A 20,837-nucleotide genomic window follows, 5' to 3' on the forward strand; every position below is an offset into this window, starting at 1 on the left:
GTCTTTTCCTGCTTGAGATTCTGTGCGGCGGTCGGGGCTCAGCTCGACCGCGGCAGCAGCGCCGGTATCAGCTTGCGATTCATCCGCTCGCGCCACCAGCGCAGCGCCTGCCCCTGCGCGCCGGTCTTCCAGGCGAGCCAGAAGGCTTCGGGCGGGCGCGGTTCCTCGGTGGCCAGCTCGACCAGCGTGCCGCGCTTCAGCTCTTGCGTGATGCAGGCGCGCGGCAGGAAGCCGTGGCCCAGGCCGGCCACCTGGCAGGCGATCTTCGCGGGCATCGACGGCACGGTGATGCGCGGCTGGCCGGCCATCAGGCCGACGGTGCGTTCCGAGAGCGTGCGGGCGCTGTCGCCCACCACGATGGCGTTGCATTCGATCAGGTCGCCGCGCTGCAGCGGGCGGCCCAGGCGCGTGAGCGGGTGCGTGGGCGCCACGCAGAAGGCGAAGTCGAGGCTGCCCACGGTCACGGCCTGGTAGCCGCCGCCGGCGGGGCCGTCGCCCGCGGCGATGACGATGTCGGCGCGGCCCTCGCGCAGCGCCTCCCAGCTGCCGGTGAGCGCCTCGCAGCCGATGCGCAGCCGCGTGCCGCAGCGCAGGTCCTCGAAGGCGCGGATGTCGCCGATGAGGGCCTGGGTGGGAATGAGCGAGTCGTGCACCAGCCGGATCTCCGACTCGTAGCCGGTCGCGATCTGGCGCATGCGCGATTCGAGGTCGCTCGCGGCGCCGAGCAGCCAGCGGCCCTCCTTGAGCATTTCTTCCCCGGCCGCGGTGAGGCTCACGCGTGGGCCGTTGCGATCGAAAAGCAGCATGCCGAGCTGCTCCTCCAGCTTGCCGACGGCATAGGAGATGGTCGAGGGCACCTTGTTGAGATGCGAGGCGGCTGCGGCGAAGGAGCCATGGCGCGCGATGGCGTCGACGATCTCGATGGCTTCCAGGCTGAGTTTGAGCATGCGTTGGCCCGAGGGGTTGGGAGGGGATGGAGGGGGACCGAAAGAGGGCTGGAAATCAACGTTCAAAAAATTCGATCATTGAGGATGAAAAGTTTCGTCGATGACTGCCTCGAGGCCCCCGATGATTCGTTCCATGCCAAGGAGATTCCTCTCCGGAAGCGATTGTGAATCAGATCGAACATTCAACCAACCCGCAGGAGTTTTTCACATGTCCCTCAAAGCCACCCCCACCGCCGGTTCCAAGCTGCTCAAGCCCACCGATCACACGCTGGTGATGATCGACTTCCAGTCGCAGATGGCCTTCGCCACGCACTCGATCGATGCCGTGAACCTGCGCAACAACGCCGCGCTGGTGGCGCAGGCGGCGGCCGGCTTCGGCGTGTCGACCATCCTCACGACGGTGGCCGAGAAGAGCTTCTCGGGCCCGATGTTCAGCGAGATCACCGACGCCTTCCCGGGCGAGAAGATGCTGGACCGCACCTCGATGAACACCTGGGAAGACGCCGCCGTGATCGAGCGCGTGAACCAGATCGGCAAGCCGCGCATCGTGCTGGCGGGCCTGTGGACCAGCGTGTGCATCGTGGGCCCGGCGCTGTCGGCGCTGGACCAGGGTTTCGAGGTGTACGTGATCGCCGACGCCTGCGGCGACGTCTCGACCGAGGCGCACAACCGCGCGATGGAGCGCATGGTGCAGGCCGGCGCGCAGCCGATGACCTCGCTGCAATACCTGCTCGAGCTGCAGCGCGACTGGGCCCGCGGCGAGACCTATGAGCTCACCACCGGCATCGCGAAGAAGGTCGGCGGCGCCTACGGCCTGGGCGTGACCTACGCCAAGACCATGTTCGGCGCCCACGAAGGTTGATCGAGGCACGAATAAACCTACTGCGCGCCCCGATCTCGCACCTGCGGTCCTCGGCGCGACCTCGGAGCGCTCGCTACGGTTTTCTTCACGCCTCGCGCCGTGCTCTCGACAACTTTCCTCAAAGACAAGCTGACCATGAAGCCCTATGTCCTCTCGCTTGCGCTCGGCCTCCTGGTCGGCGTGATCTACGCACTCTTCCAGGTGCGCTCGCCGGCGCCGCCGGTCATCGCCCTGGTGGGGCTTCTGGGGATCCTGCTCGGCGAGCAGATCCCGCCGCTCATCAAGAGCGTGATCAAGCCCGAAGCGGTGGCCACCTCGTGGCTGCACCACCAGGTCAAGCCGCACGTGTTCGGCGAGCTGCCCCAGTGCGCGCAGCCTGAATCCACCGCGGCCAACAAGGCGCACGCCCCGTCCTCCGAAAGGCACGACGCATGAACCAGTCCTCAGACCCCAGCCGCCGCCGCCTCCTTGGCTCCCTCGGAGCGCTCGGCGCCACCCTCGCAGCCCCCGGCCTCGCGGTCGCCTCTCTTTCCAGCAACATGACCAACACCGAAACCCCCGACCTGATCCTGCACAACGGCCGTTTCACCACCCTGGACCGCGCCAACCCGGTGGCCGACGCCGTGGCCATCAAGGACGGCCGCTTCACCCGCGTGGGCCGCGCCGAAGACGTGCTGCCGCTGGCCGGCGGCGCCACCCGCGTGATCGACCTGCAGGGCAAGCGCGTGCTGCCGGGGCTCATCGACAACCACCTGCACATCATCCGCGGCGGCCTGAACTTCAACATGGAGCTGCGCTGGGACGGCGTGAGGAGCCTGGCCGACGCCATGAACATGCTCAAGCGCCAGGCGGCGATCACTCCCGCGCCGCAGTGGGTGCGCGTGGTGGGCGGCTTCACCGAGCACCAGTTCGTGGAAAAGCGCCTGCCGACCATCGAGGAACTGAACGCCGTCGCGCCCGACACACCGGTCTTCATCCTGCACCTGTACGACCGCGCGCTGCTCAACGGCGCCGCGCTGCGCGCAGTGGGCTACACCAAGGACACGCCCGCGCCGCCCGGTGGCGAGATCGTGCGCGACAGCGCCGGCAACCCCACCGGCCTGCTGCTGGCCAAGCCCAACGCGGCCATCCTCTACGCCACGCTGGCCAAGGGCCCGAAGCTGCCCTTCGACTACCAGCTCAATTCCACGCGCCACTTCATGCGCGAGCTCAACCGCCTGGGCGTGACCGGCGCCATCGACGCGGGCGGCGGCAACCAGAACTACCCCGACGACTACGAAGTGATCCGCAAGCTTGCCGACGACGGCCAGCTCACCATCCGCCTGGCCTACAACCTGTTCACGCAGAAGCCCAAGCAGGAGAAGGAAGACTTCCTGAACTGGACCGCCAACTCAAAGTACAAGCAGGGCGACGACTACTTCCGCCACAACGGCGCCGGCGAGATGCTGGTGTTCTCGGCTGCCGACTTCGAGGACTTCCGCCAGCCGCGCCCCGAGATGGCGCCCGAGATGGAAGGCGACCTCGAAGGCGTGGTGCGCATCCTGGCGCAGAACCGCTGGCCCTGGCGCATGCACGCCACCTACGACGAGACCATCAGCCGTTCGCTCGACGTGTTCGAGAAGGTCAACAAAGATACGCCGCTGGCCGGCCTGAACTGGTTCTTCGACCATGCCGAGACCATCTCCGAGAAGTCGATGGACCGCATCGCCGCGCTCGGCGGCGGCGTGGCCGTGCAGCACCGCATGGCCTACCAGGGCGAATACTTCGTGGAGCGCTACGGCGCCGCCGCTGCAGAGGCCACCCCGCCGGTCAAGCGCATGCTGGAGCGCGGCCTGAAGGTCTCGGCCGGCACCGACGCGACCCGCGTGGCCTCGTACAACCCGTGGGTGTCGCTGTCGTGGCTGGTCACGGGCAAGACCGTGGGCGGCCTGCAGATCACGCCGCAGCGCAACCTGCTCGACCGCGAACAGGCGCTGCGCATGTGGACCGAGAACGTCACCTGGTTCTCGAACGAGGAGGGCAAGAAGGGCCGCATCCAGGCCGGCCAGCTCGCCGACCTCGTGGTGCCCGACCGCGACTTCTTCGCCTGCCCCGAATCGGACATCGCCGACACCACCGCGCTGCTGACGATGGTGGGCGGCAAGGTGGTCTACGGCGCCGGGCCCTTCGCCTCGCACGACGAGGGCTCGGTGCCCCCGGCCATGCCCGACTGGTCGCCCGCGCGCACCTTCGGGGGCTATGCCGGCTGGGCCGACAAGAAGGAGGGAGCGCCGCTGCAGAAGGTCATGCGCAATGCAGCCATGTCCTGCGGCTGCGCCAACAACTGCAATGTGCACGGCCACAGCCATGCCACGGCCTGGAGCAGCAAGCTGCCCGTGGGCGACCTGAAGAGCTTCTGGGGCGCCCTCGGCTGCGCCTGCTGGGCGGTGTGAGGATGACCATGCGCTGGACCACTTCCCCCGTGCTGCGCTGGGTCGCCTTGCTGCTGCTGTGCGCGGCCTACCTGCAGGGCGGCCTGCAGAAGGCCTTCGACTTCCCGGCGGCCATTGCCGAGATGAACCACTTCGGCCTGTCGCCTGCCGGCCCGATGGCGATCGCCGTGATCGTGCTGGAGCTAGGCGCCGCCGCGATGATCCTCACGGGTCGGCTGCGCTGGCTCGGTGCGCTGGCCCTGGCCGGCTTCACGCTGATGGCGACCTTCGTGGCGCTGCGCTTCTGGCAGATGCCCGTGGGGCAGGAGCGCTTCATGGCGGCGAACTCCTTCTTCGAGCACCTGGGCCTTGTCGGCGGCTTCCTGCTCGTCGCCTGGCTCGACCTGAAGGAGCGTGCACATGTCTGACACCTCGCATGGCGCGGCCACGCCGCCGCATCCGTCACCTCTGCCGAACCAGCCCGGCGCCTTCGCGCCGCTACGCCAGCCGGTCTTCGCGGTGCTGTGGGCAGCCACGGTGCTGGGCAACATCGGCAGCTTCATGCGCGACGTGGCCAGCTCCTGGCTGGTGACCGACCTGTCGGCCAGCCCGACGGCGGTGGCGCTGATCCAGACGGCGGCCACGCTGCCGATCTTCCTGCTGGCCATTCCGGCCGGCGTGCTGTCGGACATCCTCGACCGCAGGCGCTTCCTGATCTTCGTGCAGCTGGTGCTCGCGGCGGTCAGCGGCACGCTGCTGGTGCTCTCGCACACCGGCGCGCTCACGGTGCAATACCTGATCGCGCTGACCTTCGTGGGCGGCATCGGCGCGGCGCTGATGGGGCCGACCTGGCAATCGATCGTGCCCGAGCTGGTGCCAAGGTCCGACCTGAAGGGCGCCGTGGCGCTGAACTCGCTGGGCATCAACATCGCGCGCTCCATCGGGCCGGCCGCGGGCGGGCTGATCCTCGCGAGCTTCGGCGCGGCGGCGACCTATGGCGTCGACGTGCTGAGCTACGTGTTCGTGATCGCGGCGCTGCTGTGGTGGAAGCGTCCGCCGGCCGAAGACACCGCGCTGTCGGAGAACTTCCTGGGTGCCTTCCGTGCCGGCCTGCGCTACACCCGCGCCAGCAAGGAGCTGCACGTGGTGCTGCTGCGCGCGGCGGTGTTCTTCCTGTTCGCCAGTTCGGTGTGGGCGCTGCTGCCGCTGGTGGCGCGCCAGATGCTCGGCGGCTCGGCCGGCTTCTACGGCGTGCTGCTCGGTGCGGTGGGCGCGGGCGCCATCGGCGGTGCATTGGTGATGCCACGGCTGCGTGCCCGGCTCGATGCCGACGGCATGCTGCTGCTGGCCGCGCTGCTCACGGCGGCCGTGATGGGCAGCCTGGTCTTCGCGCCGCCGAAGTGGCTGGCTGTCGTGCTGCTGCTGGTGCTGGGCCTGGGCTGGATCGTGGCGCTGACCACGCTCAACAGCGTGGCCCAGTCGATCCTGCCGAACTGGGTGCGCGGTCGCGGCCTGGCGGTGTACCTGACGGTGTTCAACGGCGCGATGGCCGCCGGCAGCCTGGGCTGGGGCCTGGTGGCGCAGCAGATCGGCGTACCGATGACGCTGGTGGCCGGCGCCATCGGGCTGGTGGTGGCGGGCCTCGTCTTCCACCGCGTGCGGCTGCCGGCGGGCGAGGCAGACCTGCAGGCCTCGCACCACTGGCCCGAGCCGCTCCTGGCCGAGCCGGTGGCGCACGACCGCGGGCCGGTGATGATCCAGGTCGAGTACCGCATCCGCAAGGACGACCGCGAGGCCTTCCTGCAGGCGATGAAGCGCCTGTCGATGGAGCGCCGCCGCGACGGTGCCTACGCCTGGGGCGTGCACGAGCACACGGCCGACCCGGAGCGCGTGATGGAGTGGTTCCTGGTCGAGTCGTGGGCGGAGCATTTGCGCCAGCACCACCGCGTGTCGCACGCCGACGCGGACCTGCAGAGCGAGGCGCTGCGATTCCACATCGGGCCCGAGAAGCCGCAGGTGCATCACTTCCTGGCGCTTTGACGCGGGCGATCAGGTCAGCGCCGATCTGCCGGCGTTCATCCAGGCCTGATCGTTCGCCCGATACCCGGGGCGTCCGCGGCGCGTGCGCCCACGGACGCCTCCCTTCCCAACCGAGACTCTCTTCATGACCACGCCTTCTTCCCCCGTTGTTCAGGACAATCCGTCGAAGCACCGTTTCGAGTTCGCGTCGCAAGGCGAACGCGCGGTCGCGATCTACTCCCTCGAGGGCGACGTCATCACGTTCGTCCACACCCTGGTGCCCGAGGCGCTGCAGGGCCAGGGCGTTGCCAGGCAACTGGTGCTGGCGGGGCTGGCCTCCGCGCGCGAGCGCGGCCTGCGCGTCGTTCCGAAGTGCCCGGTGTTCGCCGCCTACATGCGCACGCATCCCGAAACCCACGACCTGCTGGCCGACGAGGGCCGCACGCTGCTCGGTCTCTGAGACGGCCGGCGCCTGGTCATCCAGGCCGGGGGCACCTCCGGGCCCTGCAGTGGACGGCTTGGGCCTGCGGTCGCCAGGGGCGATGCCCGTGGCGATAATCCCCGGATGCGAATCCGCTTTACCAAGATGCAGGGAGCCGGCAACGATTTCGTCGTGCTGGACGAAACACGCGGCACGCTGGGCCTCAGCGCCGCGCAATACCGCTTTCTGGCCGACCGCCACTTCGGCGTCGGCGCCGACCAGATCCTCACGGTGCGGCCCTCGCCGGGCGAAGGCATCGACTTCCAGTACTTGATCCACAACTCCGACGGGGGCGAGGTGGAGCAGTGCGGCAACGGCGCGCGCTGCTTCATGCGCTACGTCAGCGAACATCAGCTGACCGGGAAGAAGCAGGTGCGCGTGCAGACGCTCTCCGGCGTGATCGAGCCCCGCATGGGCGCCGACGGCCGCGTCACTGTCGACATGGGCGCTCCCATCTTCGAACCCGCCCGCGTGCCCTTCGACCCCGCCGGGCTCGACCCCCAGCCCGAGGGCGGGTGGCACAAGTGGCACCTGGCCCTCGGCACCCACGCCGGCAGCGCTATCGTTTCCGTAGCTGTGCTCTCGATGGGCAACCCGCATGCGGTGCAGGTGGTGGACGACGTCGACACCGCGCCCGTGGCCGAGCAGGGCCCGCGGATCGAGCACCACCCGCGCTTTCCGCAGCGGGTGAACGCCGGGTTCATGCAGGTGGTCGATCGTTCCAACATCCGGCTGCGGGTGTTCGAGCGCGGCGCCGGCGAAACGCTGGCCTGCGGCACCGGCGCCTGCGCGGCGGTGGTTGCGGGCATCCGCCTGGGGCTGCTGGAGCGACGCGTGGACGTGCAGACGCACGGCGGCGTGCTGACGATCGAGTGGCAGGGGGAGGGCCAGCCGGTGCTGATGACCGGGCCGGCCGTCACGGTCTTCGAGGGAGACATCGAGGTGCCGGAGCTGCCATGACCCAATTCACGAGCAACAACAACGACGCCAACGCCATGAATCCGATCACCGAAGACGACATCGCCAACTACCTGGCGAACACGCCCGACTTCTTCGAGCGCCATGCTCAGCTGCTGGCGCAGGTGCAGCTCACCAGCCCGCACGGCAACCGCGCCGTGAGCCTGCAGGAGCGCCAGGCCGAGATGCTGCGCGAGAAGATCAAGGCGCTGGAGCATCGCCTGATGGACATGATGCGCCACGGCACCGAGAACGTCGTCATCGCCGACCGCCTGCAGCGCTGGACCACGGGCCTGCTGACCACGCGCGACCCGCGCAGCCTGCCGTACCGCATCGCGGTCGACCTGCAGTCGCTCTTCCTGGTGCCGCAGACGGCCATCAAGGTGTGGGACTGCAGCGGCGAGTACCTCAACGAGGCCTACGCCCAGTGGGTGAGCGACGACGTGAAGGCGCTGGCCACCTCGCTGACCTCGCCGTACTGCGGGCTGAACTCGGGCTTCGAGGCCTCCAGCTGGCTGCCGGAGCCGCAGTCCGCGATGTCGATCGCGCTGATTCCGCTGCGCCCCGGCCCCGAGGCGCCGGCCTTCGGGCTGCTGGTGCTGGCCTCGCCCGACGCCCAGCGCTTCAACTCCGAGATGGGCACCGACTTCCTCGAGCGCATCGCCGAGCTGGCCTCGGGCGCGCTTTCGCGGCTGCGTCCTTGAAACGCCCGCGCTGGTTGCGTCGGCCCTGGCAGGTCGTGCTGGCCTGCGGGCTGGCGGGCGTGCTGCTGGTGTATGCGGCCATCGGGGCGTTCAACTGGCGGCATTCCGAAGACCTGCTCGCGAATCCGCCCCGGCGCCAGGCCGACGCGGCGCTGGTGCTCGGCAGCCGCGCGTACCTCGACGGCAAGCCGCACCCGTGCCTGACCGGTCGTGTCGATACGGCCCTGGCGCTGGCGAAGGCCGGACTCGTGAGGCAGCTGGCCTTCTCGGGCGGCGTGGATTCCGAGGACAGCCGCATCGAGGCCATCACGATGGGCGAGCACGCCATCGCCTCGGGCTTCACCGGGCCGATGGTGCTGGAGCCCGCATCGACCTCCACGAGGCTGAACCTGTCGCTGTCGCGCCCGCTGCTGCTGGCCGCGGGGGTGCGCCGCGTGGTCATCGTGTCGGAGCCCTTCCATCTGTGGCGCGTCGAGCGTCTCGTGAAGATGAGCGGCTTCGACAAGAGCTTCGACGTGCAGTACGCGGCAGCGCCCACGTCCTGCTGGCAGGCGCTCGGGCCCTTCTCCAAGGGCGCGTTGCGCGAGCCGGCGGCCATCATCAACAATGCGGCCCATGGCTACCTCTTCTAGTGCGCCCCCAGGCTTCGCGCACTTCGTGTCGCTCCGCCTAACCCCTCGCCGGGCGCGACACCTGCGCTGAGCAAATGGACTGGATCGAGAAATACCTGGAGCACGTGCGCGTCGAGCGTCGGCTCGCGGCGCGCACGGTGGAGCTCTATGCCTTCCACCTGCAGTCCCTGCGCGAGCACGCCGCCGAGGCGAAGCTGCCGCTGGACCGCGTGCAGACCGCCCACGTCCGCCGCTGGATGGCGCAGCTGCACGGCGCAGGGCGCGAGCCGCGCGGCATCGCGCTGGTGCTGTCGTGCTGGCGCAGCTTCTACCGCTGGCTGGGGCACGAAGGGCTGGTCGGCTTCAACCCGGTGCAGGACGTGCACGCGCCCAAGGCTGGCCGGCCGCTGCCCAAGGCGCTGGGCGTGGACGACGCGGTTCGGCTCGCAGAACTGTACGACCCCGAGGCCGACCCCTGGACCGAGACGCGCGACGGCGCCATCGTCGAGGTGCTCTACGGCTGCGGCCTGCGCGTGAGCGAGCTCACCGGGCTCGACGCGCAGGCCAGCGCCACGGCGCGCGGCTGGGTCGATCTCGATGCGATGGAGGCCAGCGTGCTCGGCAAGGGCAGCAAGCGCCGCATCGTGCCCATCGGCAGCAAGGCGGGCGAGGCGCTGCGCGACTGGCTCGCGGTGCGCGGCGACTGCCCCGGGCTCACCACCGCCCGGCTGCGCGACCCCCAGGCCGCGGCCGCGCTCTTCATCAGCGCCAAGGGCATGCGCATGTCGTCACAGGCGGTGTGGAAGCTGCTGCGCGAGCGCAGCCTCAAGGCCGGCCTCTCGGCGCCGGTGCATCCGCACATGCTGCGCCATTCCTTCGCGAGCCACGTGCTGCAGTCCAGCAGCGACCTGCGCGCGGTGCAGGAACTGCTTGGCCACGCCAGCATCGCGACCACGCAGGTCTACACGCGGCTGGACTTCCAGCACCTGGCCAAGGTCTACGACGCGGCGCATCCGCGGGCCAAGGCCCGCGAAGACAAAGACAAGTAAGCGACAAGAAACAATGAAAACCCTTCGCCTCAAGCCCGGCAAGGAGCGCTCGCTGCAGCGCCGCCATCCCTGGGTGTTCGAATCCGCCATCGCGCGCGGCGGCGCCGACTCCGGCGAGACGGTGCGCGTCGAATCGCACGACGGCACCTTTCTCGCATGGGCCGCCTTCAGCCCTCTTTCCAAGATCCGCGCGCGGGCCTGGAGCTTCACCGAGGCGCAGCGCATCGACGCGGCCTTCCTCGCCTCGCTGTGCGCCCGCGCGGTGGCCGCGCGAGGCCTGTTCGACCTGCAGAGCGACGGCGTGCGGCTGGTGCACGGCGAGGCCGACGGACTGCCGGGGCTGATCGTCGACCGCTACGGCGACACGCTGGTGGCGCAGTTCCTCTCGGCCGGCGTGGAGCGCTGGAAGGGCGCGCTGGCCGATGCCCTGCTGAAGGCCACGGGTCTTTCGAAGCTCTACGAGCGCTCCGACGCGAGCGGCCGCGAGCGCGAGGGCCTGAAGCCGGTCACCGGCTGGCTGCGCGGCGAAGGGCCGACCGAGATCGTGATCCGCGAGCACGGCTGGAAGCTGTCGCTGGACGTCGCCACCGGCCACAAGACCGGCTTCTACCTCGACCAGCGCGACAGCCGCCAGCGCTTCGCCGAGCTGGCGCAGCACCGGCGCTTCAGGCGCGTGCTGAACTGCTTCTGCTACACGGGCGGGTTCACCGTGGCGGCACTGGCGGGGCTGAAGGCCGCGGGCGCGCTCGAGGGCGCGCAGCTGGTGTCGGTCGATTCGTCGCTGCCGGCGCTGGAGCGGGCGAGGGGGCATCTGGCGCTCAACGGCTTCGATGCCGCCGGCGGGCAGGGCATCGAGGCCGAGTTCCTCGACGCGAACGTCAACACGGTGCTGCGCGAGTTCATCGACCAGGGCCGCACCTTCGACGCCATCGTGCTCGATCCGCCCAAGTTCGCGCCCACCGTGGCGCATGCCGAGCGGGCCTCGCGGGCCTACAAGGACATCAACCGGCTGGCGCTGAAGATCCTGGAGCCGGGCGGGGTGCTGCTGACCTTCTCGTGCTCGGGCGGCATCAGCGCCGACCTGTTCCACAAGATCGTGGCCTCGGCGGGACTCGATGCGGGCGTGGACGGCTACATCGCCGAGCGGCTGGGTGCTGCGCCCGACCATCCGATGACCATCGAATTCCCGGAAGGCGAATACCTGAAGGGGCTGGTGGTGGTCAGGAAGCCTGCCTGAACGGCGCTTGACCCTGCCGGCAACGCAACTCAGTGGCATTGGCTAAACTGCCGGGCCGCGCCTTCCACGGCCCCCATTTCCCGTTTTCCGCTTCCGGAGCACTTTCCCCATGGCCCTCATTCCCGCGACCATCCTCACCGGCTTTCTCGGCTCGGGCAAGACCACGCTGCTCAAACGCATCCTGACCGAGGCCCACGGCCAGAAGATCGCGGTCATCGAGAACGAGTTCGGCGAGGAGAACATCGACAGCGACATCCTCGTGACGGAGTCGAAGGAGCAGATCGTGCAGATGAGCAACGGCTGCGTCTGCTGCACCATCCGCGAAGACCTGCGCGAGGCGCTGCAGCTGCTGGCCGCCAAGAAGCGCCAGGGCCTGCTCGACTTCGATCGCGTGGTGATCGAGACCACCGGCCTGGCCGACCCCGGCCCCGTGGCCCAGACCTTCTTCATGGACGACGAGATCGCCGAGAGCTACCTGCTCGACTCGATCCTCACGCTGGTGGATGCCAAGCACGCGCCGCAGCAGCTCAACGACCGCCAGGAAGCGCGCCGCCAGGTGGGCTTCGCCGACCAGATCTTCATCAGCAAGAGCGACCTGGTCTCGGCCGAGGAGACCGACGCGCTGATCCACCGCCTGAAGCACATGAACCCGCGCGCGCCGCAGCAGAAGGCGCATTTCGGCGAAGTGCCGCTCAAGGACATCTTCGACCTGCGCGGCTTCAACCTGAACGCCAAGCTCGACATCGACCCCGACTTCCTCAAGGAAGACGACCACGATCATCACCACCATGACCACGAGCACGGCGAGCACTGCGACCACCCCTCGCACAAGCACGACGGCCATGGCCACCATCACCACGTGGACGACGACGTGAAGAGCTTCGTCTACAAGGCCGACCGCGCCTTCGACCCGGCCAAGCTGGAAGACTTCCTGGGCGCGATCGTCAACATCTACGGCCCGCGCATGCTGCGCTACAAGGGCGTGCTGAACATGAAGGGCACCGAGCGCAAGGTGATCTTCCAGGGCGTGCACCAGCTCATGGGCAGCGACCTGGGCCCGGAATGGGGCAAGGACGAGGCGCGCCAGAGCCGCATGGTGTTCATCGGCATCGAGCTGCCGCGCGAGATCCTGGAACAAGGCCTGGAGCAGTGCCTGGTCTAGGCTGACCCCCAGGCTGCGCGCACTTCGTGTCGCTGCGCCAACCCCCTTTCAGGGGGCAACACCGGTGGCCCGGCAAAGCCGGTTCCACGGTGTTTCCCGACGAACCCGGCTACTTGCCCGAGCCGTTCATGCCGGGCGCCTCGCCCAGCGGCTTGCCGTTGACCTTCAGGGCGCCTTCGCTGAACTCCACCTGGGCGGTGACGTCGTCGCCGTCGCGCTTCACGAAGCCGCTTTGCTCGCCCTGTTCGACCAGGCCGGCCACCATTTCGGGCGGGGGCGTCTGGCCGCTCTCTGCACCGGTCTCGGCCAGCTTCTCGAGCCACTTCATGGGCAGCCGCGCGTGGGCCTTGAGCACGCCGCGCTTCATCATCAGCGCCGTGCCCGGCAGCTGCAGGTCTTCGTCCGTCACGCCGGCCATGCCGGCCGAGTAGCCGAGCTCGGCGCGCTTGCCGTCGATCTCGACCAGCATCTTGTCGATGCCGGCCTCGGGCGCGTACTTGGCCATGGCCTTGAGGTCGGGCGTGAGCTGCTCGACCAGCGCCTGCATGGCCGCCTGGGAAGCCTTGCTGCCACCCTTGCCGCAGCTGTTGGCGGCGCTGGACTGCATCCAGGCGTCGGCCAGCTTCCTGTAGCCGGCGCCGTGGATGCGGCGCGCGCCGCTGGTCAGTTCGAACTTGTCGATCTTCGTATTACCGATCTTGCCGGTGCCCCTGAGCGTGCCGGTGGAGGCGTAGAGGCCGTCCTTGATGCTCGCGTCGCCCACCAGGTCGATGCCCTGCAGAACGACGGGCGGCAGCGCCTTCGGCGGTTCGGCGCCGTCCTCGGCCGCCTTCTTCGAGACGGTGAATTCCAGGGTGTCGAGCCGGCCCTCGGTTTTGCCGGTGGCCAGGAACCAGCCGGCGCTGCTGTCCAGGTCGGCCTTGGCGACGAGCTTGCCCATCTTCATGGTCACGCCGCTCTTCGCGTCGCTGAAGTCGAGGCCGGGCATGCTCAGGTCGTAGCGGGCGTGGGTGCGCGCGGCATTCACCTCCACGCGGGCCTGCACGCCCTGCCAGTCGAGGCGGCCCTTGCCTTCCTCGGCCAACTTGGCGGGCGCGACCGTCAGGTCGGTGGTGAAGGCGCCATCGAAGCCGACCTTGGTGCGCGCCGACAGGGGCCTGGCCTCGCCGAACAGCTTCTTCGCCTCGGCCCGGGCCTTGTCGTCGAGCACCAGTTCGCTGTCGATGGTGGCGGCCGCCAGCGTGCCGCCGGCCAGCGGGCCGTGGTGGATGGTGTCGCGGATGGTCAGGCGCAGCTGCTTCGGCGGCTTGATGGCGGAGTCGCCGTCTTCCTCGGCCTGCTCTTCTTCGTCTTCGGCCGGGTCGGCGGCGGGCTGCTGCGCGCTTGCCGCGGCATCGGCCGCGCAGCCGATCTCCAGCGTGACGGTGCTGACCGCGCCCAGGAAGCCGCGCTCGTACTTGCGCTCGGTCACGCGCACCAGGGCGGTCTGCTTCGGCAGCTCGTCCAGTGCGGCGTCGTAGCGCGACTTGATCTGCGAACCGGCCCACCAGGTGCTGCCGCCGTAGGCGACGGCGATGGCTGCGGCCAGGACTCCCAAAACTGCTTTCTTGTTCAAGGCTTGTGCTTTCTTGTATGTCTTGCGATCGATCGGAGTGATCGGATAGGCCCCCGGCGCCATATGGACAAGGCGCCGGAGCCGCGCGCCGCCCCCTCCGGCGGCGCCGCGCGATGCTAACGGAGTCGGACGGCACGCCGAACATGTCCCGCGCCTTCGAGTTCTCTATACAATCGCGCGCCTGTTTCGCAAGCCACGTCCTGATCCCAGGGACAAGATGTGACTTCCGGCATGGGGCGCCGTACGTTTCTGGCGGGCTTTCGGGGGTATAACCCCGGGGTTCGCCACATGGCGGGCACCCCGACAACGGGGGCCTGTGCGGCCGGAGGCCGCAAGGGCGCCCATGGGAGGAGGCACCCAGTGAAAGCGCGTTCCAGTTCGTCCAAGGAGCCAGTCACCGTGAAGAAACCCGCCGCCAAGGCCACGCCAGCAACCAAGCCCGCCGCCAAGAAGGCGCCGGCTGCGAAGCAGGCTGTACCTGCGGCCGCGAAGGCTTCCGGTTCCGCGACCAAGGAGAAGAGCGAGAAGAGCGCCCCGTCCAAGAAGCCCGCAGCGCCGCCGGCCAAGGCCGCGACCGCTGCGACAAAGAAGTCCGCCAAGCCTGCAACTGCCGCCACGAAGAGCGCGGACGCGGGCGCATCGTCATCCAAACCTGTCGGCCGTCCTGCGGCTGTTTCTTCTGTTCCCCCGATCCCCATGAAAAAAACGGCTGCCGCCTCCACTTCCGCTCCGGCGACACCCTCGATGCCCGCCCAAACCCCCACGCCAGCTCCCGCCGCGCGTGGCGGCCGCGTGTCCCGGCTGTCGCAACTGACCGTCCCCTCGATGCCGCAGTCGGTGGCGTCGACGGCCGCCAAGTCCACCTTCTCCCCGACCCATTCCAACGCGCTGGTGCCTCCGCCGCCCCTCGCCATCAAGAAAGATCCGAAACTGGCCAACAACTGGAAAACCAAATCGCCCGCCGAACTGACCGATGCCGAAGTCATCGCGATGCCGGACGACGAGTACATGAACGAAAAGCAGATGGCGTTCTTCCGCCTGAAGCTCGAAGCGCTCAAGCGCGGCATCCTCGAGAACGCCGGCGAGACCACCGAGCACCTGCGTGAAGACACGGTAGTCGTGCCCGATCCGGCCGACCGCGCCACCATCGAGGAGGAACATGCCCTCGAACTGCGCACCCGCGACCGCGAGCGCAAGCTGCTCAAGAAGATCGAGCAGTCGATCCAGCGCATCGACGCCGGCGACTACGGCTACTGCGACGAGACCGGCGAGCCCATCGGTGTCGGCCGCCTGCTGGCCCGCCCGACGGCGACGCTGTCGCTCGAGGCGCAGCAGCGCCGCGAGCTGAAGCAGAAGATGTTCGGGGACTGAAGCACTCCAAGGTAGATAAGAGCCAGCGTCTTCGATAGCCTTTTCCGAATGCCAAAGGAAGATACGGGCCGCCTTCTGTCCAAGGTGGCCAAGTTTGTCCGCAATCCCCTCAAGGATTGGTCGGAGCTGGACGCGCCTTCCTCCTCCAATGCGGCCTCGGACTCCTCGCTGCCCGCGCAGACCTACAGCCGGGAGATGCTCAAGGAGATGATCGAGCGGCGCCAGCGCAACGATTTCGTGCGCCGGCGCGAGTTCGACATGCTGCGCAAGCTGCGCCAGCGCGAGGCCGCCGCGCATGCCTTCGAGGCGACGGTCACGCCGTCCTCCTTCAACGTCAACAGTTCCTCCGAGAGGCTGGAGGGCCGCGCGCTCACGCTCAAGAAGATCGACGAGATCGAGCAGCAGATGTCGCAGCAGTGGTGGAAGGGGCGCGGGCCGAATGGCGAGACGCTGGTGAATCCGCCTCCCGAGGCCGGCGCCGAGACCCTGCCGCCGGTGGACACCGACGAACTGCTGTCGGAGCCCGCGCCGCCGTCCCTGGCGGTGGAGGCGCCGCAGGGTGGCGCCGAGCCCGATGCCGCGCCGGCCGTGGCGCCCGGTGTGCCGCTGATGTCGTCCCGCCTGGCCCATGACGGCGCGCTCGAGGAGGCCGTGATCCGCTTCGCCCACGGCGACGACACCGGCGCCGAGGCGATCCTGCTGCAGGCCCTGGCTTCCCCGCCCGACAGCGTGTCGCCTGTCGAGAGCGCGAGCGACGCAACCAACGAGCGCGACGACAACCGCTGGCGCGCACTCTTCGACCTGTACCGTGCCACCGGCGATGCCGCCAAGTTCGCCGCCGCGCGCATGCGCTATGCGCAGCGCATGCGCCGCATGGGGCCCGACTGGGTCTCGCTCGAGGAACTGGCGCGCAGCGTCAAGGCCGTCACCGCCAGCGAGGAGGCTGCCGGCCTCACCGAAGGCGGCGCTTCCGCCGACTGGACCTGCCCGGCCCGCCTGGCGCGCGAGGGCCTCATCGAGCTGACGCGTGCGCTGTCGAAGGCGGGCCCCGTGTGGACGCTCGACTGGCGCGGCCTGCAGGCCATAGAGCCCGAGGCTGCCGCGCCGCTGCGCGTGCTGTTCAATCACTGGGCCGATTCGCCCGTGCAGCTTCGCTTCATGGGTTCGGCGCAACTGCTGGCGGTGCTGTCCGAAGCGGCGCCCAACAACGAGCGCAGCACCGACGACGTCTGGTGGCAGCTGCACCTGGCAGCGCTGCGCCTGATGCACCTGCCCGACGACTTCGAGCTGGTGGCGCTCAATTACTGCATCACCTACGAGGTGTCGCCGCCCGCCTGGCAGGACCCGAAGGGCGAATGCACCACGCTGGCTGCACCGCCTGCGAGCCGGCCGAGCTCAGTCTGGTCGCTGCTGTCGGTCGGCGGCGATTCCGAGAGCTTTCCTTCCACCGACAGCGGCTTCGCCGCGCTGGCAGGCGATCTGCGCGGCGAGTCGCTGTCGTGCTGGCAGCGGCTGGACCACGACCTGCGCCACACCACGGCGCCCGTCATCTCGTGCGCGGCGCTGCTGCGCATGGACCTCGCCGCCGCGGGCACGCTACTGAGCTGGGTGCGGGCGCGCGACGCCAACGGCGAGCGCGTTCAGTTCGTCGATGCGCACCGGCTCATCGCGGCGCTGTTCAACCTGGTAGGCATAGCTGATCACGCCACCGTGGCGGTTAGGAAAAACTAAAAAGCGCGCCGCCTTGCGGCGGTTGCATTGCCGTCGCGCACCCCCAGATGGCTGCGATGGAACAGTTTCACGGCACCACCATCGTGAGCGTGCGCCGCAAGACCCCCCAGGGCGACCAGGTCGCCATCGGCGGGGACGGGCAGGTCACTCTCGGCAACATCGTCATCAAGGGCTCGGCGCGCAAGGTGCGCCGCCTGTATCACGGCAAGGTGCTTGCCGGCTTCGCGGGCGCCACGGCGGACGCCTTCACGCTCTTCGAGCGTTTCGAGGCCAAGCTCGAGAAGCACCAGGGGCACCTGACCCGCGCCGCAGTCGAGCTCACCAAGGACTGGCGCACCGACCGCGTGCTGCGCAAGCTCGAAGCGATGCTTGCCGTGGCCGACGCCACCACCTCCCTCATCATCACCGGCAACGGCGACGTGCTGGAGCCCGAAGACGGCGTGATCGCCATCGGCTCGGGCGGCGCGTATGCCCAGTCGGCGGCCAAGGCGCTGATCGAGAACACCGAGCTTTCGGCCGAGCAGATCGTGCGCAAATCGCTGGCGATCGCCGGAGAAATCTGCATTTACACGAACATGAACCACACGGTGGAAGCGCTCTGACCATGTCCATGACCCCCCAGGAGATCGTCTCCGAGCTCGACAACCACATCGTCGGCCAGCCGGCCGCCAAGCGCGCGGTGGCCATCGCGCTGCGCAACCGCTGGCGCCGCCAGCAGGTCGACGAGAAGCTGCGCCACGAGATCACCCCGAAGAACATCCTCATGATCGGCCCCACGGGCGTGGGCAAGACCGAGATCGCCCGCCGCCTCGCGCGCCTGGCCGACGCGCCCTTCATCAAGGTCGAGGCCACCAAGTTCACCGAAGTGGGCTACGTGGGCAAGGACGTCGATTCGATCATCCGCGACCTGGCCGAGATCGCCGTCAAGCAGACCCGCGAGGCCGAGAGCATCAAGGTGCGCGCGCGCGCCGAGGATGCCGCCGAAGAGCGCATTCTCGACGTGCTGCTGCCCCAGGCGCGCAGCGCCGACGGCACCTCCACCGCGACCGACACCAGCAACGCCACCCGCCAGGCCTTCCGCAAGAAGCTGCGCGAGCACCAGCTCGACGACAAGGAGATCGAACTCGACCTCGCCGAGACCCGCGCCCCGCTGGAGATCATGGGCCCGGCCGGCATGGAGGAAATGACCGAGCAGCTGCGCGGCATGTTCGGCCAGCTTGGCGGCGGCAAGCGCAAGACGCGCAAGCTCAAGATCGCCGAGGCGATGCGCCTGCTGACCGACGAGGAAGCAGCCAAGCTGGTCAACGAGGACGAGATCCGCACGCAGGCGATCGCCAATGCCGAGCAGAACGGCATCGTCTTCATCGACGAGATCGACAAGGTTGCAACCCGCAGCGAAGCCCAGGGCTCCGATGTGTCGCGCCAGGGCGTGCAGCGCGACCTGCTGCCGCTGGTGGAGGGCACTGCCGTCAGCACCAAGTACGGCGTGGTGCGCACCGACCACATGCTGTTCATCGCGAGCGGCGCCTTCCACCTGAGCAAGCCCAGCGACCTCATCCCGGAGCTGCAGGGGCGTTTTCCGATCCGCGTGGAGCTGCAGTCGCTCTCGGTGGCGGACTTCGAGAGCATCCTCACGCAGACGCGCGCATCGCTAGTCAAGCAGTACCAGGCGCTGCTTGCCACCGAAGGCGTGACGCTCGAATTCACGCCCGAGGGCGTGAACCGGCTGGCCACCATCGCCTTCGAGGTGAACGAGCGCACCGAGAACATCGGCGCACGGCGCCTGTCGACCGTGATGGAGCGCCTGCTGGATGAGGTAAGCTTCGACGCGACCCGCCTCGAAGGGCAATCGATCCGCATCGATGCTGCCTACGTCGACCAGCGCCTTGCGGCACTAAGTCACGACGAAGACCTTTCGCGCTTCATCCTCTGAAGCCGCTTCTCTTCCCCCTGTAACGGGGGAATCCTTCACGCATCACTTTCATTGCGTGAGCTAAGTACTTCATTTTCAACGAAATTCGCCGGTTCCAAGGATTTGGAATCGGCGCTAAGTCGTTGATTCCATTACAAAAAATAGCCCAAACGGCCAGTTGCTTCCGAAGTGTTTCCTGCTACAGTGCAAAAAAGTGCAGTTAAGTGGGAAAAAGTGCGATTAGTGCCCCTTCCGGGTGCCGCAGCACTCCCAACACAGGGGTTTCGTGGTCGTGTTTCAAGGCGCTTCATCGCTCAGTCTGGATGCCAAGGGGCGGCTCTCCGTGCCGACCCGGCATCGTGACGTCCTGAGCGCGACGGCAGGCGGCCAGCTCACGATCACCAAGCATCCGCACGGATGCCTGATGGTGTTCCCCCGTCCCGAATGGGAGAAGTTCCGTGAGCGCATCGCCGCGCTGCCGATGTCGGCGCAGTGGTGGAAACGCGTCTTCCTGGGCAATGCCATGGACGTCGAGATGGACGGCACCGGCCGCGTCCTCGTCTCCCCCGAGCTGCGCGCGGCCACCGGCATCACGCGCGAGACGCTGCTGCTGGGCATGGGCAACCACTTCGAACTCTGGGACAAGGCCACCTACGAGGCCAAGGAGGCCGAGGCCACCCAGGGCGAGATGCCGGACGTATTCCAGGACTTCGCGTTCTGAGGGGCACCGTGAACACGCCCTGGACCCACACGACCGTCTTGCTCGGCGAGGCGGTGGAAGCTCTTCTATCCGGCAGCTCCGCGGCTGCCGGCACCTACGTGGACGCCACCTTCGGAAGAGGAGGTCACGCGCGCGCGATCCTCGCGCGGCTGGCGCCGGAAGGCAGGCTCATCGCGTTCGACAAGGATGCGGAAGCAGTGGCCGAAGCAGCGCGCATCTCCGATGCGCGTTTTTCCATCCGGCACCAGGGATTCCGTTCGATCGGCGAGCTGCCCGAGGCGAGCATCGCGGGCCTGCTCATGGACCTGGGCGTGAGCTCGCCGCAGATCGACAACCCGGTGCGCGGTTTCAGTTTTCGTTTCGATGGCCCGCTCGACATGCGCATGGACACCACGCGCGGGGAGAGCGTGGCCGAGTGGCTGGCGACGGCCGAACTACAGCAGATTGCAGAGGTGATCCGTGACTATGGCGAAGAACGGTTTGCTGTTCAGATTGCAAAGGCGATTGTTGCTCGCCGACAAGAACGGGGCCCAATTTCAACCACCACCGAACTGGCCGAGCTCGTGGCTGGCACGGTCAAAACCCGCGAGCCGGGCCAGAACCCTGCAACGCGCACATTTCAGGCTTTTCGGATTTTCATCAACGCCGAGCTTGAAGAGCTGCAACAGGCGCTAGAAGCCAGCCTTTCGGTGCTGAAGCCCGGCGGACGGCTCGCGGTCATCAGCTTCCATTCGCTGGAGGACCGCATCGTCAAGCAGTTCATCGCGAAGCATTCCAAGGAGGTCTACGACCGCCGCGCGCCTTTCGCCGCGCCCAAGGCCATGAAGCTGCGCGCGCTGGAGCGCATCAAGCCCTCCGAAGCCGAGGTGAGCGGGAATCCGCGGGCGCGCAGCGCCATCCTTCGCGTCGCAGAACGCACGGAGGCTGCATGAAGCCCGTCTCCAGCCTTCGCGCGCTTCGTGTCGCATCGTTGACCCCCTTCCGGCGGAAGCACCAGCGGCCCGGCAAAGCTGGTTCCGCGGTGTCCCTCGAAAGAAAGGGACGCTG

20 protein-coding genes are annotated in these 20,837 nt (G+C 68.3%); 18 read left to right on the forward strand and 2 right to left on the reverse strand.

Going from position 1 to position 20,837, the window contains the following annotated elements; all coding sequences use genetic code 11:
• Positions 1 to 38: 38 nt before the first annotated feature.
• Positions 39 to 947 carry a LysR family transcriptional regulator gene (locus G369_RS0124725; protein ID WP_026346599.1) on the reverse strand — a complete coding sequence of 303 codons (909 nt, stop codon included), beginning with the start codon at positions 945 to 947 and terminating at the stop codon, positions 39 to 41.
• A 208-nt stretch (positions 948 to 1,155) separates the two neighbouring features.
• On the opposite strand from G369_RS0124725, the gene G369_RS0124730 reads away from it, so the two are divergent.
• From G369_RS0124730 to G369_RS0124785, 12 genes are all read left to right on the forward strand, one after another.
• Positions 1,156 to 1,809: a hydrolase gene (locus G369_RS0124730; RefSeq protein ID WP_019656732.1), complete on the forward strand. Its 654-nt coding sequence runs from the start codon at positions 1,156 to 1,158 to the stop codon at positions 1,807 to 1,809.
• 135 nt (positions 1,810 to 1,944) lie between these two features.
• Entirely contained in the window at positions 1,945 to 2,244 is a 300-nt protein-coding gene (locus G369_RS0124735) for a DUF1427 family protein (protein ID WP_020723241.1), read from the forward strand.
• Positions 2,245 to 2,348: 104 nt separating this feature from the next.
• Entirely contained in the window at positions 2,349 to 4,241 is a 1,893-nt protein-coding gene (locus G369_RS0124740; RefSeq protein ID WP_019656734.1) for an amidohydrolase, read from the forward strand.
• An 8-nt stretch (positions 4,242 to 4,249) separates the two neighbouring features.
• Positions 4,250 to 4,648, forward strand: coding sequence for a DoxX family protein (locus G369_RS0124745; RefSeq protein ID WP_038115773.1), 399 nt, complete (start codon positions 4,250 to 4,252; stop codon positions 4,646 to 4,648).
• The gene (locus G369_RS0124750; RefSeq protein WP_020723243.1) at positions 4,641 to 6,260 is read left to right on the forward strand and encodes an MFS transporter; all 1,620 of its coding nucleotides are present in this window, start codon (positions 4,641 to 4,643) and stop codon (positions 6,258 to 6,260) included. Before G369_RS0124745 ends, G369_RS0124750 begins: the two co-directional genes overlap by 8 nt.
• Positions 6,261 to 6,384: 124 nt before the next feature.
• Positions 6,385 to 6,699, forward strand: coding sequence for a GNAT family N-acetyltransferase (locus tag G369_RS0124755; RefSeq protein WP_019656737.1), 315 nt, complete (start codon positions 6,385 to 6,387; stop codon positions 6,697 to 6,699).
• Between the two features lie 105 nt (positions 6,700 to 6,804).
• Entirely contained in the window at positions 6,805 to 7,680 is an 876-nt protein-coding gene (gene dapF, locus G369_RS0124760) for a diaminopimelate epimerase (protein ID WP_019656738.1), read from the forward strand.
• Positions 7,677 to 8,381: a DUF484 family protein gene (locus tag G369_RS0124765; protein WP_019656739.1), complete on the forward strand. Its 705-nt coding sequence runs from the start codon at positions 7,677 to 7,679 to the stop codon at positions 8,379 to 8,381. Before dapF ends, G369_RS0124765 begins: the two co-directional genes overlap by 4 nt.
• A complete protein-coding gene (locus tag G369_RS0124770) occupies positions 8,378 to 9,013 on the forward strand; it encodes a YdcF family protein (RefSeq protein ID WP_019656740.1) in 636 nt (211 codons plus the stop codon). Before G369_RS0124765 ends, G369_RS0124770 begins: the two co-directional genes overlap by 4 nt.
• A 74-nt stretch (positions 9,014 to 9,087) precedes the next feature.
• Positions 9,088 to 10,041, forward strand: a complete 954-nt coding sequence (locus G369_RS0124775; RefSeq protein ID WP_019656741.1) for a tyrosine recombinase XerC — start codon at positions 9,088 to 9,090, stop codon at positions 10,039 to 10,041.
• A 13-nt stretch (positions 10,042 to 10,054) separates the two neighbouring features.
• Positions 10,055 to 11,278, forward strand: coding sequence for a class I SAM-dependent rRNA methyltransferase (locus G369_RS0124780; RefSeq protein ID WP_019656742.1), 1,224 nt, complete (start codon positions 10,055 to 10,057; stop codon positions 11,276 to 11,278).
• A 109-nt stretch (positions 11,279 to 11,387) separates the two neighbouring features.
• The gene (locus G369_RS0124785; protein ID WP_019656743.1) at positions 11,388 to 12,440 is read left to right on the forward strand and encodes a CobW family GTP-binding protein; all 1,053 of its coding nucleotides are present in this window, start codon (positions 11,388 to 11,390) and stop codon (positions 12,438 to 12,440) included.
• A 109-nt stretch (positions 12,441 to 12,549) separates the two neighbouring features.
• On the opposite strand, the gene G369_RS0124790 is transcribed toward G369_RS0124785, so the two are convergent.
• Complete coding sequence (locus G369_RS0124790) at positions 12,550 to 14,055, reverse strand: YdgA family protein (RefSeq protein ID WP_244164378.1); 1,506 nt, start codon at positions 14,053 to 14,055, stop codon at positions 12,550 to 12,552.
• A gap of 219 nt (positions 14,056 to 14,274) precedes the next feature.
• Between G369_RS0124790 and dksA the strand changes: the two genes are divergently transcribed.
• From dksA to rsmH, 6 genes are all read left to right on the forward strand, one after another.
• Entirely contained in the window at positions 14,275 to 15,426 is a 1,152-nt protein-coding gene (dksA, locus tag G369_RS39560) for an RNA polymerase-binding protein DksA (protein WP_405054268.1), read from the forward strand.
• Positions 15,427 to 15,474: 48 nt separating this feature from the next.
• Positions 15,475 to 17,157, forward strand: a complete 1,683-nt coding sequence (locus G369_RS0124805; RefSeq protein ID WP_019656747.1) for an STAS domain-containing protein — start codon at positions 15,475 to 15,477, stop codon at positions 17,155 to 17,157.
• A gap of 56 nt (positions 17,158 to 17,213) precedes the next feature.
• Entirely contained in the window at positions 17,214 to 17,759 is a 546-nt protein-coding gene (hslV, locus tag G369_RS0124810; RefSeq protein WP_019656748.1) for an ATP-dependent protease subunit HslV, read from the forward strand.
• A 2-nt stretch (positions 17,760 to 17,761) separates the two neighbouring features.
• Complete coding sequence (gene hslU / locus G369_RS0124815) at positions 17,762 to 19,090, forward strand: ATP-dependent protease ATPase subunit HslU (protein ID WP_019656749.1); 1,329 nt, start codon at positions 17,762 to 17,764, stop codon at positions 19,088 to 19,090.
• Between the two features lie 271 nt (positions 19,091 to 19,361).
• A complete protein-coding gene (gene mraZ, locus G369_RS0124820) occupies positions 19,362 to 19,790 on the forward strand; it encodes a division/cell wall cluster transcriptional repressor MraZ (RefSeq protein ID WP_026346603.1) in 429 nt (142 codons plus the stop codon).
• 8 nt (positions 19,791 to 19,798) lie between these two features.
• Complete coding sequence (gene rsmH / locus G369_RS0124825) at positions 19,799 to 20,722, forward strand: 16S rRNA (cytosine(1402)-N(4))-methyltransferase RsmH (RefSeq protein ID WP_019656751.1); 924 nt, start codon at positions 19,799 to 19,801, stop codon at positions 20,720 to 20,722.
• Positions 20,723 to 20,837: the final 115 nt, after the last annotated feature.

It is taken from the genome of Variovorax atrisoli 110B (genome assembly GCF_000382045.1).
In the GTDB taxonomy this organism is placed as follows: Bacteria; Pseudomonadota; Gammaproteobacteria; order Burkholderiales; family Burkholderiaceae_C; genus Variovorax; species Variovorax atrisoli.

Excerpts from the sequence above, each read along its gene's own strand:
- G369_RS0124725 (WP_026346599.1), bottom strand. The coding sequence starts at position 947 with ATGCTCAAACTCAGCCTGGAAGCCATCGAGATCGTCGACGCCATCGCG.
- G369_RS0124730 (WP_019656732.1), top strand. The coding sequence starts at position 1,156 with ATGTCCCTCAAAGCCACCCCCACCGCCGGTTCCAAGCTGCTCAAGCCC.
- G369_RS0124735 (WP_020723241.1), top strand. The coding sequence starts at position 1,945 with ATGAAGCCCTATGTCCTCTCGCTTGCGCTCGGCCTCCTGGTCGGCGTG.
- G369_RS0124740 (WP_019656734.1), top strand. The coding sequence starts at position 2,349 with ATGACCAACACCGAAACCCCCGACCTGATCCTGCACAACGGCCGTTTC.
- G369_RS0124745 (WP_038115773.1), top strand. The coding sequence starts at position 4,250 with ATGCGCTGGACCACTTCCCCCGTGCTGCGCTGGGTCGCCTTGCTGCTG.
- G369_RS0124750 (WP_020723243.1), top strand. The coding sequence starts at position 4,641 with ATGTCTGACACCTCGCATGGCGCGGCCACGCCGCCGCATCCGTCACCT.
- G369_RS0124755 (WP_019656737.1), top strand. The coding sequence starts at position 6,385 with ATGACCACGCCTTCTTCCCCCGTTGTTCAGGACAATCCGTCGAAGCAC.
- dapF (WP_019656738.1), top strand. The coding sequence starts at position 6,805 with ATGCGAATCCGCTTTACCAAGATGCAGGGAGCCGGCAACGATTTCGTC.
- G369_RS0124765 (WP_019656739.1), top strand. The coding sequence starts at position 7,677 with ATGACCCAATTCACGAGCAACAACAACGACGCCAACGCCATGAATCCG.
- G369_RS0124775 (WP_019656741.1), top strand. The coding sequence starts at position 9,088 with ATGGACTGGATCGAGAAATACCTGGAGCACGTGCGCGTCGAGCGTCGG.
- G369_RS0124780 (WP_019656742.1), top strand. The coding sequence starts at position 10,055 with ATGAAAACCCTTCGCCTCAAGCCCGGCAAGGAGCGCTCGCTGCAGCGC.
- G369_RS0124785 (WP_019656743.1), top strand. The coding sequence starts at position 11,388 with ATGGCCCTCATTCCCGCGACCATCCTCACCGGCTTTCTCGGCTCGGGC.
- G369_RS0124805 (WP_019656747.1), top strand. The coding sequence starts at position 15,475 with ATGCCAAAGGAAGATACGGGCCGCCTTCTGTCCAAGGTGGCCAAGTTT.
- hslV (WP_019656748.1), top strand. The coding sequence starts at position 17,214 with ATGGAACAGTTTCACGGCACCACCATCGTGAGCGTGCGCCGCAAGACC.
- hslU (WP_019656749.1), top strand. The coding sequence starts at position 17,762 with ATGTCCATGACCCCCCAGGAGATCGTCTCCGAGCTCGACAACCACATC.